This is a genomic window from Stutzerimonas kunmingensis, assembly GCF_002929225.1.
GTDB lineage: Bacteria > Pseudomonadota > Gammaproteobacteria > Pseudomonadales > Pseudomonadaceae > Stutzerimonas.
In genome coordinates this window covers 55291-67565 of the sequence record NZ_PISM01000014.1, presented here as the reverse complement: position 1 = coordinate 67565, position 12275 = coordinate 55291, and the positions used below count along the sequence as shown (strand labels likewise).

Sequence of the window (12275 nt, the reverse complement as noted above, 5' to 3'; positions counted from 1 at the left end):
GTCGGGGTGACGACCTGTCGCACCCGACCCCAACGCTCCGGGCGTACCATTCGCAGCTGGACAGAAAAATGATCCTGGTCGGCATGCATCGGCCAGGACACCCACCTTCCGCCGTGGTACGCACTCGATGACTGAGCAGATCCCCGTTCGTGATGTAACCCCCCCGTCCAAGGCCGGAGCGTCAGCAGACCTTTACGCCGCGCGTGAAAAGATCTACACCCGAGCCTTCAGCGGCTTGTTCCGCAACCTGCGACGTGTTGGCGGCGCAGTACTCTTCATCCTCTTCTTCGGGACCGTCTGGCTCAACTGGAACGGTCGTCAAGCCGTCTGGTGGGACCTGCCAGAGCGCAAATTCCACATCTTCGGGACAACGTTCTGGCCTCAGGATTTCATGCTGTTGTCGTGGCTGCTGATCATCTGCGCCTTCGGCCTGTTCTTCATCACCGTCTTCGCCGGCCGCGTCTGGTGCGGCTACACATGCCCGCAGAGCGTGTTCACCTGGGTATTCATGTGGGCCGAGAAGATCACCGAGGGTGATCGCAATCAGCGGATGAAGCTCGACAAGGCGCCGATGAGCGCCAACAAGTTCCTTCGCAAACTGGCCAAGCATGCCATCTGGCTCGCGGTCGGCATCCTCGTGGCGATCACCTTCGTCGGTTACTTCACCCCGATCCGCGATCTGGTGCCCGACCTGCTCACCCTGAACGTCAATGGCTGGACGGCATTCTGGATCGGCTTCTTCACCCTCGCCACCTACGGCAGTGCTGGCTACCTGCGTGAGCAGGTGTGCATCTACATGTGCCCGTACGCGCGCTTCCAGAGCGTGATGTTCGACAAGGACACCCTGATCGTTTCCTACGATCCGCGTCGCGGCGAGAAGCGCGGCCCGCGCAAGAAAGACGCCGACTACAAGGCAATGGGCCTTGGCGACTGCATCGACTGCACCATGTGCGTTCAGGTCTGTCCGACCGGCATCGACATCCGCGACGGCCTGCAGATCGAGTGCATCGGTTGCGCCGCCTGTATCGACGCCTGCGACGCCATCATGGACAAGATGAACTACCCGCGCGGCCTGATCAGCTATACCACCGAACACAATCTGTCCGGCCAGAAGACTCATCTGCTGCGCCCGCGCCTGATCGGTTACGCCGTCGCGCTCCTGGCCATGATGGGGCTGTTCTCCTACGCCGTGTATGATCGCCCGCTGGTAAAACTCGACGTGCTCAAGGATCGCGTGCTCTACCGCGAGAACGAGCAGGGCAATATCGAGAACGTCTACACCCTCAAGGTGATGAACAAGGCTCAGCAAGAACAGACCTTCGTGATCGAAGCTACCGGCCTCGACGGTCTGGTCTACGAAGGCCGTAGCGAGATTCGCGCCGAGGGCGGCGAGCTCGTCACGATCCCGGTCGAGTTGTCCATCGCCGCCGAGAAGCTGCCCTCGAGCACCAATGAAATCGTCTTCCACATTCGCTCGGTAGACGACGACTCGATAAACGACGATGCAGACAGCCGTTTCATCGGCCCGAGCATCCGCTAAGTAAGGTAATGCATGCGCTCTGATAACGAACAAACGCGTTGGTACACCCAGTTCTGGGCCTGGTTTGTCATCGCCATCCTGCTGAGCTCTGTGGTGCTGGGTCTGTCCCTGCTGACGTTGGCGATCAAGAATGCCGACACCCTGGTCGCGGACAACTATTACGACGCCGGCAAGGGCATCAACCAGTCGCTGGAGCGCGAGAAACTGGCAGAGCGCCTGGAGATGCAGGCACGCATCGCCCTCAATGATGAACGCGGCCTGGCCGAAGTGCAGCTGAGCGGCACAAGCCGCCCGCAACAACTGGTGCTTAACCTGATCTCTCCGACCCAGCCCGAGCGCGACCGCCGCATCATCCTGCAGCCGCAGGGTGATGGCATCTATCAGGGCCAGATGCAGGAATCGATCAGTGGCCGCCGCTTCATCGAGCTACTCGGTCGCGAAGGTGATCAGGACTGGCGCCTGTACGGGGAAAAAACCATCGAAACCGGCCGCGCCCTCGAACTGAAGCCTTGAGCTGCTGATGGCAAAGCCCCTCCCCTGCTACCACTGCGGCCTGCCGGTGCCAGCCGGCAGTCCGTTCCAGGCCCGCGTGCTGGGTGAGACGCGGGCCTTGTGCTGCCCAGGCTGCAAGGCCGTCGCTGAAGCCATCGTCAAGGGTGGGCTGGAGAGCTACTACCAGCACCGCAGCGACACCGCCGTCAACCCGCAGACTCTCCCTCAGGAACTGAGCGAAGAGATGGCGCTATACGACCGCGAGGACGTCCAACAGCCGTTCGTACAGCACCAGGGCGATCTGGCAAGCACTTCGCTGATGATCGAAGGGATCAGCTGCGCCGCCTGCGGCTGGCTGATCGAACGCCACTTGCGCAACCTGCACGGCGTGGCCGAGGCCAGCCTCAACCTGTCCAATCATCGCCTGAACGTACGCTGGAGCGACGCACAGCTGCCGCTCAGCGAGCTGCTCGGCGAGCTGCGACGGATCGGCTACGCAGCACACCCCTACCAGGCCGACCAGGCTGCCGAGCGCCTGGCCAGCGAGAACCGCCGTTCGCTGCGCCAGCTGGGCGTAGCCGGGCTGCTGTGGATGCAGGTAATGATGGCCACCATGGCCACCTGGCCCGAGTTCAACCTGGACCTGTCGGAGAGCTTCTTCGTCACCCTTCGCTGGACCGCCCTGCTGCTCACCACGCCGATCGTCTTCTACTGCTGCACCGACTTCTTCAAAGGAGCACTGCGCGATTTGCGCACCCGCCACCTGACCATGGACGTGTCGGTGTCGCTGGCGATCGGCGGTGCGTACGTCGCCGGCATCTGGTCCACCATCACCGGCCAGGGTGAACTCTATTTCGACGCGGTGGGCATGTTTGCCCTTTTCCTGCTGGCCGGGCGCTACCTGGAGCGGCGCGCGCGCGAACGCACCGCAGCCGCCACCGCACAACTGGTCAATTTGCTGCCTGCGTCCTGCCTGAGACTCGACGCAGACGGTCACAGCAATCGCATCCTGCTCAGCGAGCTGCAGCTCGGCGACCGCGTACTGGTGCAACCCGGTGCGTTGATTCCGGCAGACGGCCTCATCATCAGCGGTCAGTCCAGCGTCGATGAATCGGTACTGACCGGTGAGTACCTGCCCCTGCCCCGCGGCGTGGACGATGCAGTAACCGCTGGCACACTGAACGTCGAAGGCCCGCTGACCGTGGAAGTCCAGGCCTTGGGCGATGACACCCGTTTATCCGCCATTGTCCGCCTGCTGGAGCGTGCTCAGGCAGACAAACCGAAGCTTGCCGAGCTGGCCGACCGCGTCGCGCAGTGGTTCCTGCTGGTGGTGCTGCTGGTTGCAACCGTCGTCGGGGTGGTCTGGTGGCAGATCGATCCGCAACGCGCGTTCTGGATCGTTCTTGCATTGCTCGTCGCGACCTGCCCATGCGCGCTGTCGCTGGCGACACCCACAGCACTTACCACGGCCACCGGTACGCTGCACAAGCTCGGTCTGCTGCTGACCCGCGGGCATGTGCTCGAAGGCCTGAATCATATCGATACCGTGGTGTTCGACAAGACCGGTACCCTGACCGAGGGCCGCCTGACACTTAGCGCCGTGCACCCGCTCGGAGCTTTGAATGCCGATGCCTGCCTGGCGCTGGCCGCAGCCCTGGAGAACCGCTCCGAACACCCGATTGCCCGCGCCTTCGGACGTGCGCCGCTGGCGGCGGAATCGGTCGAAACGGTGCCGGGCCTGGGCCTGCAAGGCAACGTTGAAGGTCGCAACCTGCGGATCGGTCAGCCCAGCTTCGTCGCCGAAGGCTTCGCCCAACCGGCACCCGCCATTCCCGGCGACCAGGGGCAATGGCTGTTGTTGGGCGACGATCAAGGCCCGCTGGCCTGGTTGGTATTGGACGATCGGCTTCGCGACGATGCCCCGGCACTCCTCGAGGCCTGTCGCGCCCGTGGCTGGCAGACGCTACTGCTATCCGGTGACAGCTCACCGATGGTCGGCCAGATTGCCAGGGAACTGGGCATCGATGAGGCCGAAGGCGGCATGCCCCCTGCTGCCAAGCTCTCCCGATTGCAGGCATTGCAGGCCGCCGGACACCGGGTGCTAATGCTCGGCGACGGCGTCAACGACGTCCCGGTGCTTGCCGCAGCGGATATCAGCGTCGCTATGGGCTCGGCGACCGACCTGGCCAAGACCAGTGCTGATGCGGTGCTGCTATCCAACCGCCTAGGCAGCTTGGCGCAGGCATTCGACGTCGCACGCCGCAGCCGCCGCATCATCATCGAGAACCTGGCCTGGGCAAGCCTGTACAATGGCCTGATTCTGCCCTTCGCCGCCTTTGGCTGGGTCACCCCACTATGGGCCGCGCTGGGGATGTCGCTCAGCTCGCTGCTGGTGGTTTTGAACGCCTTGCGGCTGACACGTCAGCCGGCAAGTCACGGCTGAATCTGCTGCAACGCACGTCATTGGCGCAGCGGCGCACTTTACGCAGCTGAAGACTTCGCTTCGGATCCTGGAGGTCCTAATGGCCGCTCTGTACATCCTCATCCCTGTTGCCGTGGTCCTGGTGGCCGTCGCAATCTGGGTGTTCTTCTGGGCGGTGGACAGCGGGCAGTTCGACGATCTCGACGGACCGGCGCACAGCATCCTGTTCGACGACGACGAGCCGCGGAAGCCTTCCGCAGCCGATGCAGCGGAATCCTCGGAAGATCAGCCGGAGCAACGCAAAGGTGACTGAACTGCTGCCCCTGCTGCTGTCTGCACTGGTCTTGGGACTACTGGGTGGCGGCCATTGCCTCGGCATGTGCGGCGGCCTGATGGGTGCACTGACCATGGCCATTCCACCGGATCAGCACGGCAGGCGCCTGCGCCTCCTGGTCGCCTACAACCTCGGACGCGTATCAAGCTATGCCGTTGCCGGATTCCTGATCGGCCTGGCGGGCTTGGCCGTTGCCAACAGTCCAGCGGCCATGGCGTTACGAGTCGTCGCCGCACTTCTGCTGATCACCATGGGCCTGTACCTCGCCGGCTGGTGGAGCGGGCTGACACGCATCGAGTCGATAGGCCGCGGACTCTGGCGTCATATCCAGCCTATCGCTAGCAAATTCATGCCAGTAACGAGCGTTCCACGCGCCCTGATACTGGGGGCGCTGTGGGGCTGGCTACCGTGCGGCCTGGTCTATAGCACCCTGTTGTGGTCAGCCAGCCAGGGCGATGCACTGGATAGCGCTTTGCTGATGCTGGCGTTCGGCATCGGCACCTGGCCGGTGTTGCTTGCCACCGGCCTTGCTGCCGAGCGATTGACAGCGTTGCTGCGCAAGCGTGGCGTGCGCGTCGTCGGCGGGGTAATGGTGATTCTGTTCGGTATCTGGACGCTGCCAGGCCCTCATCAGCAGTGGCTGATGGGGCATAGCTCAGCGCCATCTCACGAGACACACGCGCACTAGCGGAAGGCTTGCGAGCGCTCAGGGCTCCTTGGGCAACTGGCGCTTGTGAGCAGTCTTGTCGTAGGTATCGATGATGATCCGGGCCGCCTCGTCCGGTACCGGCTTACCCTGCAGAAAATCATCGATGTTGCGGTAGCTGACACCATGAGCGGCCTCATCGGGCTTGCCAGGTGACAGCTCTTCGAGATCCGCGGTTGGCACCTTGTGCACCAACTGATCGGGAGCGCCCAATGCCGCGGCTATCTGCCGAACCTGACCCTTCACCAGACCCGCCAGTGGCGTCAGGTCGCACGCCCCATCACCGAACTTGGTGAAGAAGCCCATCACCGCCTCTGCCGCATGGTCGGTACCGATGACCAGGCCCTGGCGCGCGTTGGCGATCGTGTACTGAGCAACCATGCGCATCCGCGCCTTGGTATTGCCCAGCACAAAATCACGCTGCGCCGGGCTCAAAGGATCAAGCGCCTGCGTGGCGGCAGCCAGGCCCAGCACCGCGGTGCCGATGTTCACGGTGTGGCACTCGTCGGGCTTGATCGAATCCACCGCCAGCTGCGCTTCATGCTCGTCATGCTGCACCTGATAAGGCAGGCGCACGGCGATGAAGCGATAGTCGTCGCCTTCCCCTGCTTCGCGCATGCCGGCGACCGCCCGCTGGGCCAGCAGACCCGCCGTGGTCGAATCGACGCCACCACTGATCCCGAGCACCAAGGTCTTCAGGCCCGACTCGCGCAAGCAGGTCTGGATGAAGCTAACCCGACGATCAATCTCGGCCTGTACCGACTCCGGCCCGGTAAATGGTGCGCAGACGTTGAGCGCGGTTGCGATTTCCTGCTGGCGGCTGTGCATGAATCTCTCCTCTGGCGTTATGAAGGCGCTGCTGAAGCATAAGACGCTGATGTGATCATCTGACCGCCAATCAGCGCGATCCTTCCGGATGTCGGCGCCGATCTGGCCCAGCGCGCTAGGGTCGGATCAAGTTTGATACAGGTCAAGTCCGCCGCAATGCCCTGCCCCTAGAATCCAGCGACCGCCGTCATGACCGGGAACGCCACATGCTCGACTCCATTCGCTGGGATTCCGACCTGATCCGTCGCTACGATCAGGCCGGCCCGCGCTATACGTCGTACCCGACCGCGGCCCAGTTCAATGAAAAGGTCGGCTCGTTCGACCTGCTGCACGCATTGCGCGGCAGCCGCCAGGCGTCACGCCCGCTGTCGCTGTACGTTCATCTGCCATTCTGCGCCAACGCGTGCTACTACTGCGGCCGCAACAAGGTGGTGACCAACGACCGGACACGCGCACAGCCTTACCTGGAACGCCTTGAGAAAGAAATCGAGCTGATCACCTGCCACCTGGGCAAGGACCAGGTGGTCGAGCAGCTGCACTTTGGCGGCGGCACACCTACCTTTCTCAGCCATGATCAACTGCGTCGACTGATGGGCCATCTGCGCCAGCACTTCAACCTGCAGGACGATGATCATGGCGACTTCAGTATCGAGATCGACCCCCGGGAAGCGGATTGGCCAACCATCGGCCTGCTCCGCGAGCTAGGTTTCAACCGCATCAGCATCGGCGTGCAGGATCTGGACCCGGACGTTCAGCGCGCCATCAATCGCATGCAGACCCTGGAGCAAACACGCACCATCATCGAGGCGGCCCGCACGCTGCAGTACCACTCGCTGAGCATCGATCTGATATACGGCCTGCCGCTGCAGACGCCAGCACGCTTCGCCAGAACCGTTGAGGCGATCATTGACCTGCAGCCGGACCGGCTCTCGCTGTTCAACTATGCTCATCTGCCTGAGCAATACGCGCCGCAGCGCCGTATCAACGCCAACGACCTGCCGCCCCCCGCCGAAAAGCTGGCCATGCTGGAGCAGAGCATTCATTTGCTCACCGACGCGGGATACCGCTACATAGGCGTGGACCACTTCGCCCTGCCGGACGATGAACTGGCCATGGCGCAAGAAGATGGCAGCTTGCAGCGCAACTTCCAGGGCTACACCACCCATGGCCATTGCGATCTGTTGGGCCTCGGCGTTTCGGCCATCAGCCAGATCGGTGATCTCTACTGCCAGAACACCAGCGACATCGAACAATATCAATACCAACTGGATCAGCATCAGCTAGCCACCGCCAGAGGCTTACGCTGCAAACAGGATGACCATATCCGCCGCACCGTCATCCAGTCTCTGATCTGCGATTTCGAGCTGAGCTTCACGAAAATCGAGAGCGAGCATGACATCGAGTTCAGACAGTACTTCGCCGAAGCCTGGCCGATGCTCGAGCAGATGGCCGCTGATGGGATGATCGAGATCACCGAGAGCCATCTGCTGATTCAGCCTGCGGGCCGGCTACTGATTCGCTCGATATGCATGCTCTTCGACCACTATCTCCCCGAGCAGGTCAGCCAGGCCAGTCGCGCCTGATCTAGAGCGCCTCAGACTATCGTCCAAATCATTGCCTGCGACCCTTGAGCCGATTGGCCATCGCCGACGTCCTGAGTTAACCTTGCGCGCTATAACTAGGTTTCCAGGAAGCCCTCTATGTCCGAATCGATCAAGGTCCGTGCGCAGCGGCAAGCTCATTGCAAGGATTGCAGCCTGTCCGGGCTGTGCCTGCCCCTGTCGCTGAACATGCAGGACATGGACGCTTTGGACGACATCGTCAAACGCGGCCGCCCCCTGAAGAAAGGCGAAACCCTGTTCCGCCAGGGCGACGTGTTCAGTTCCGTATTCGCCGTACGCTCCGGCGCGTTGCGGACCTTCAGCGTTACCGATGGCGGCGAGGAGCAGATCACCGGCTTCCACCTGCCCAGCGAGCTGGTCGGTCTTTCCGGCATGGATACCGAAAGTTATCCAGTCACCGCGCAGGCATTGGAAACCACCTCGGTTTGCGAAATTCCCTTCGAACGACTCGACGAACTGAGCGTCCTGCTGCCGCAGCTGCGCCGCCAGCTCATGCGCATCATGAGCCGCGAAATCCGCGATGATCAGCAGATGATGTTGTTGCTGTCGAAAAAGACCGCCGATGAGCGCATCGCGACCTTCCTCATCAACCTTTCTGCACGCTTCAGCGCACGCGGCTTCTCGGCCAATCAGTTCCGCCTGCCGATGTCGCGCAACGAGATCGGCAATTACCTGGGGCTGGCAGTCGAGACCGTTTCCCGTGTATTCACCCGTTTTCAGCAGAGTGGCTTACTCGAGGCCGAGGGCAAGGAAGTACGCATTCTGGATTCCATCGGACTGTGCGCCCTAGCCGGCGGCGCAATGGATGTCTGAGTCAGCGCGTTTGGAGTAGCAGATCCGATGATCTTCGACGAGTTCAGCATCAAGACCCTGATCCGCCCGGTGCAGGACTTTCCCCGCCCGGGTGTGGTGTTTCGCGACATCACCCCGCTATTCCAGTCGCCAAAGGCGCTACGCATGGTGGCTGACAGCTTCATTCAGCGCTATGTGGAGGCCGACTTCACACATATCGGCGCGCTTGATGCACGAGGGTTCCTGGTCGGCTCGATTCTCGCCTATGAGCTGAACAAACCTCTGGTGCTGTTTCGCAAGCAGGGCAAGCTGCCGGCCGACGTGCTCTCGCAGGCCTACAGCACCGAATATGGCGAAGCGCATCTGGAGATTCACGCCGACAGCCTTTGCGAGGGCGATTCGGTGCTGTTGTTCGATGACCTGATTGCGACCGGCGGCACGCTGCTAGCCGCTGCACAGCTTGTGCGGCGCATGCGCGCGAGCATTCATGAGGCCGCTGCCATCATCGATTTGCCCGAACTGGGCGGATCGCAGAAACTTCAGGACATTGGCATTCCCACGTTCACTCTGACCGCCTTCGCCCTAAGCGACCGCTGACGGCGAATTCTCCGCGCCGCTGCTAGGTAAAGGATCTGCCCGTGTTAATGACGTTAAGGTGCAGTCTGCTTATCCTAGTTCTGGCCTGTACTCCTCCCGGGTTCGCACTCGATCGCGATGCACTGCTGGACCAGGCGAATATCCTGCTGCTGCCGCGTGAACGGCCCATTCCCCAGCTCGAGCTGATCGACCAGGACGGCCAGCCTTTTAGTACTTCGTCGCTGCAGGGGCGCTGGCACATCCTGTTCTTCGGCTTTACCGCCTGCCCCGACATCTGCCCGACCACGCTGAGCGACATGCGTCGGCTGCTCAGCCAGCTACCGCCCGAGACTCGCGAGCAGCTGCAGGTGGTATTGGTCAGCGCCGATCCCGCGCGCGATACGCCGGAACAACTCAAGGCCTACCTGAGCTACTACCGCGCCGGTTTCAGCGGCTTGACCGGCGACATGGAGCAACTGCTAAGGCTATCCAGGGCACTGGGTCTCCCTTTCGTTCCGGCGCGCGAAACAGAAGGCGACTACAGTGTCAGTCACAGCGGAAATCTGGCCTTGGTCGCACCGGATGGCAGCCTGCGCGGGCATATTCGTGCGCCGCTGAAACTGGAGGGCTTGCAGCGGATGCTGCCGCAGATACTCGAGAACGAACGCTGAACCTGGCCATCGAAGCCGAATTACCGAATCAGTGGCAGTCCAGGGTATCGGCCAACACATATGCCTGAAACGCCACCTCATCGACCCATTGCTGGGTCAGCCCCGCCAACCGCCCTTCTGCTGACCATTGCGCCAAGAGCGCGTTGATCTGCTGCTGCAGGTTAGCGTCATCGGCGACCGTCAGGCTTAGCTGCCACCCGGCATCGAAAAGCGACGGTAACAGGTGCTTGTAGCGCCGCCACTCGGGCAAGGTGGCGATCTCCGTCAGCAGCACATCATCTTCGACAACCGCAGCGCACTCACCAAGCTTGAGTCCGATCAGCGCATGCGCCGCGCTCGGATATTCCCGAGGCACCGCCGCGAAGCGCTCGCTAAGCAACGCTCCATATGGACTCGCGTGATTGACGCAAACCGTCTGCCCCTGAAGATCGGACCAGGCAAGCAACTCACCTTCCGTCGCGCTTAGCGCGGCAGGCACAGCATGATAGTAAGTGGCCGGGCCGACCCGATCGCCTGCGACCAGGCGCACTTCAGCGTCATCTGCGCTGACCACGGAAGACCCGGAACGCCCAAGCGCTTCGGCCAATTGCTCGATCAGCGCCGACTCGAAACTCTCCGTTTCGCTGCTGGACAACACCCGATGTTCGGGCAGTTGCACCCGCAACGACTCGGCCATCGCCGCGACCGGCATCAACAGAACGAGCCATATGGCAATGCGCGAAGGAACAGACATGCAATGGCCTCAGACGTACTGATAGCGAAGCATCCGCTGCTTGAACTTCTCCAGTACAACCTGATCGATCAGCGTGGCGAGAATGGCGATGACCAGAATGTTCATCATCACGCCAACCATGTCAGCAATCTCGCCCGAGTACGCGAGCGAACGCCCGAGCCCCTGGCCGAAACCAATCAGCATCTCGGCGGAGATCAGTGCACGCCAGGCGTTACCGAAGGCCAGCTGCGCGCCGGTGATCAACTCTGGCATCACGGCGGGCAGATAAACGCGGCGCAGCAGCTGCCAGCGCGAGGCACCCATCACCCGCGCCGCGGCGACGTGCACCGGCTGCACGCTCTCGGTGGCATTCATCACCGACAGCGCCATCGGGAAGAACGCGGCCAGGGCGACCACCACGATGATCGGCAGATTGCCGAAACCCATCACGATCAGAAACAACGGCACCCAGGCGATCGACGGAATCGACTGCAGAATGACGATGGCCGAGCGCAGGATCTCGCGAAAGAAGAACAGTACCCCACCCACCAGGCCGAAACCGATACCGAACAGCAGCGCGAAGCTGTAGCCGCTGCCGAGGCGACTCATACTGCCGTAAAGCCCTTCGCGGAACTCTGGCTCCTGGATAGTGCTGAACAGACGCTCGAAGACGGTCGGGATACCTGGCATCAGAAAGGCCGGCAAACTCCATGCTGCGGCCTGCCAGATCAGAAGAATGAACAGGATGGCCAGAACGACCGCGAGGTACTTCTTTGGGCCAGTAAGACGGCGAGCCTGACTCATGGATGCGCTACCTCCGTCTTGATACCCAGCAGACTGAGAATTTCCTTACGCTCGGCAGCGAAGTCGGACAGGTCGTGGCTCTTCTCGCAATGGGTGAAGTTGAAGGTTTTCAGCACGCGAGTCGGCCGCGCGCTGAACACCAGAACGTGATCGGCCAGGTAAAGGGCCTCATCGACATCATGGGTGACCAACAGCACCGTCGGCTGATGCTCCTCGATCAGCTCACGCAACACGTCCTGCAATGCCATTCGGGTCAGGGCATCGAGGGCGCCAAACGGCTCGTCCAGCAACAGCACCTCGGGTTTGGCGATGAATGCACGGGCGAGGGCCGTGCGTTGGCGCATGCCGCCGGAAACCTGGTGCGGATAGTAATGCTCGAATCCATTGAGGCCGACACGCTCGAGCCAGGCCTGCGCCTGTACGAACGCGCTGGCCTTGGCGACGCCCTGCAGTTCCAGCGCCATGGCAACGTTGCCCTGCAGGCTGAGCCAGGGATAGAGGGCATGCTCCTGGAACACCAGCGTACGTCGGGGGCTCGGCTCGGTGATCGGCTTTTCGTCAGCAAGCACCCGGCCCGCACTGGGCTTCTCCAGCCCGGCAACCAGATGCAGCAGGGTCGACTTGCCGCAACCCGAAGGTCCAACCAGAGCCACCAGCTCACCCTGGGCGAACTCACCGCTGAAGCCCTTGATGACTTCGAGCTGCCCGAAGCGCTTGTCTACTTCTTCAAACCTGAGTTGCATAAAAATTCGCAAATCCAGAAACGAAATTGCCCG

At 61.9% G+C, this 12275-nt stretch carries 13 protein-coding genes; 9 read left to right on the top strand and 4 right to left on the bottom strand.

Features of this window, described 5'->3' with window-relative positions:
- Positions 1 to 127 precede the first annotated feature (127 nt).
- The 5 genes from ccoG (at position 128) to CW305_RS06910 (ending at position 5476) form a co-directional block, all read left to right on the top strand.
- On the top strand, positions 128 to 1540 hold the full coding sequence (gene ccoG / locus CW305_RS06930; RefSeq protein WP_044315940.1) for a cytochrome c oxidase accessory protein CcoG: 1413 nt from the start codon (positions 128 to 130) through the stop codon (positions 1538 to 1540).
- A gap of 12 nt (positions 1541 to 1552) precedes the next feature.
- The gene (locus CW305_RS06925) at positions 1553 to 2053 is read left to right on the top strand and encodes a FixH family protein (RefSeq protein ID WP_044315939.1); all 501 of its coding nucleotides are present in this window, start codon (positions 1553 to 1555) and stop codon (positions 2051 to 2053) included.
- A gap of 7 nt (positions 2054 to 2060) precedes the next feature.
- The gene (locus CW305_RS06920) at positions 2061 to 4475 is read left to right on the top strand and encodes a heavy metal translocating P-type ATPase (protein WP_104097460.1); all 2415 of its coding nucleotides are present in this window, start codon (positions 2061 to 2063) and stop codon (positions 4473 to 4475) included.
- A gap of 79 nt (positions 4476 to 4554) precedes the next feature.
- Positions 4555 to 4767, top strand: coding sequence for a cbb3-type cytochrome oxidase assembly protein CcoS (gene ccoS, locus CW305_RS06915; RefSeq protein WP_044314028.1), 213 nt, complete (start codon positions 4555 to 4557; stop codon positions 4765 to 4767).
- Positions 4760 to 5476, top strand: a complete 717-nt coding sequence (locus CW305_RS06910) for a sulfite exporter TauE/SafE family protein (RefSeq protein ID WP_044314029.1) — start codon at positions 4760 to 4762, stop codon at positions 5474 to 5476. The genes ccoS and CW305_RS06910 overlap by 8 nt, the downstream gene beginning before the upstream one ends.
- 18 nt (positions 5477 to 5494) lie before the next feature.
- Here the strand turns inward: CW305_RS06910 and nadE are convergent, their stop codons facing one another.
- Entirely contained in the window at positions 5495 to 6322 is an 828-nt protein-coding gene (nadE, locus tag CW305_RS06905; protein ID WP_014820515.1) for an ammonia-dependent NAD(+) synthetase, read from the bottom strand.
- Between the two features lie 206 nt (positions 6323 to 6528).
- Here nadE and hemN point away from each other — a divergent pair, with 206 nt between their 5' ends.
- From hemN to CW305_RS06885, 4 genes are all read left to right on the top strand, one after another.
- Complete coding sequence (hemN, locus tag CW305_RS06900) at positions 6529 to 7905, top strand: oxygen-independent coproporphyrinogen III oxidase (protein ID WP_104097459.1); 1377 nt, start codon at positions 6529 to 6531, stop codon at positions 7903 to 7905.
- Positions 7906 to 8022: 117 nt separating this feature from the next.
- Positions 8023 to 8757, top strand: coding sequence for a fumarate/nitrate reduction transcriptional regulator Fnr (fnr, locus tag CW305_RS06895; RefSeq protein ID WP_014820517.1), 735 nt, complete (start codon positions 8023 to 8025; stop codon positions 8755 to 8757).
- A 27-nt stretch (positions 8758 to 8784) separates the two neighbouring features.
- Positions 8785 to 9333, top strand: a complete 549-nt coding sequence (locus CW305_RS06890; protein WP_014820518.1) for an adenine phosphoribosyltransferase — start codon at positions 8785 to 8787, stop codon at positions 9331 to 9333.
- Between the two features lie 47 nt (positions 9334 to 9380).
- Entirely contained in the window at positions 9381 to 9983 is a 603-nt protein-coding gene (locus CW305_RS06885; RefSeq protein WP_104097458.1) for an SCO family protein, read from the top strand.
- A gap of 28 nt (positions 9984 to 10011) precedes the next feature.
- On the opposite strand, the gene CW305_RS06880 is transcribed toward CW305_RS06885, so the two are convergent.
- The 3 genes from CW305_RS06880 to CW305_RS06870 are packed head-to-tail and all read right to left on the bottom strand — an operon-like array spanning position 10012 to position 12242.
- Positions 10012 to 10716 carry a type 2 periplasmic-binding domain-containing protein gene (locus CW305_RS06880; protein ID WP_104097457.1) on the bottom strand — a complete coding sequence of 235 codons (705 nt, stop codon included), beginning with the start codon at positions 10714 to 10716 and terminating at the stop codon, positions 10012 to 10014.
- A gap of 9 nt (positions 10717 to 10725) precedes the next feature.
- A complete protein-coding gene (locus CW305_RS06875; RefSeq protein WP_014820521.1) occupies positions 10726 to 11499 on the bottom strand; it encodes an ABC transporter permease in 774 nt (257 codons plus the stop codon).
- Positions 11496 to 12242, bottom strand: coding sequence for an ABC transporter ATP-binding protein (locus CW305_RS06870; RefSeq protein WP_104097456.1), 747 nt, complete (start codon positions 12240 to 12242; stop codon positions 11496 to 11498). The genes CW305_RS06875 and CW305_RS06870 overlap by 4 nt, the downstream gene beginning before the upstream one ends.
- Between the last annotated feature and the right edge of the window lie 33 nt (positions 12243 to 12275).

What these genes read in the sequence shown, in the direction of transcription:
- ccoG (WP_044315940.1), top strand. Translation starts at nt 128, where the DNA reads ATGACTGAGCAGATCCCCGTTCGTGATGTAACCCCCCCGTCCAAGGCC.
- CW305_RS06920 (WP_104097460.1), top strand. Translation starts at nt 2,061, where the DNA reads ATGGCAAAGCCCCTCCCCTGCTACCACTGCGGCCTGCCGGTGCCAGCC.
- CW305_RS06890 (WP_014820518.1), top strand. Translation starts at nt 8,785, where the DNA reads ATGATCTTCGACGAGTTCAGCATCAAGACCCTGATCCGCCCGGTGCAG.
- CW305_RS06870 (WP_104097456.1), bottom strand. Translation starts at nt 12,242, where the DNA reads ATGCAACTCAGGTTTGAAGAAGTAGACAAGCGCTTCGGGCAGCTCGAA.
- CW305_RS06925 (WP_044315939.1), top strand. Translation starts at nt 1,553, where the DNA reads ATGCGCTCTGATAACGAACAAACGCGTTGGTACACCCAGTTCTGGGCC.
- nadE (WP_014820515.1), bottom strand. Translation starts at nt 6,322, where the DNA reads ATGCACAGCCGCCAGCAGGAAATCGCAACCGCGCTCAACGTCTGCGCA.
- hemN (WP_104097459.1), top strand. Translation starts at nt 6,529, where the DNA reads ATGCTCGACTCCATTCGCTGGGATTCCGACCTGATCCGTCGCTACGAT.
- ccoS (WP_044314028.1), top strand. Translation starts at nt 4,555, where the DNA reads ATGGCCGCTCTGTACATCCTCATCCCTGTTGCCGTGGTCCTGGTGGCC.
- fnr (WP_014820517.1), top strand. Translation starts at nt 8,023, where the DNA reads ATGTCCGAATCGATCAAGGTCCGTGCGCAGCGGCAAGCTCATTGCAAG.
- CW305_RS06875 (WP_014820521.1), bottom strand. Translation starts at nt 11,499, where the DNA reads ATGAGTCAGGCTCGCCGTCTTACTGGCCCAAAGAAGTACCTCGCGGTC.
- CW305_RS06885 (WP_104097458.1), top strand. Translation starts at nt 9,381, where the DNA reads ATGACGTTAAGGTGCAGTCTGCTTATCCTAGTTCTGGCCTGTACTCCT.
- CW305_RS06880 (WP_104097457.1), bottom strand. Translation starts at nt 10,716, where the DNA reads ATGTCTGTTCCTTCGCGCATTGCCATATGGCTCGTTCTGTTGATGCCG.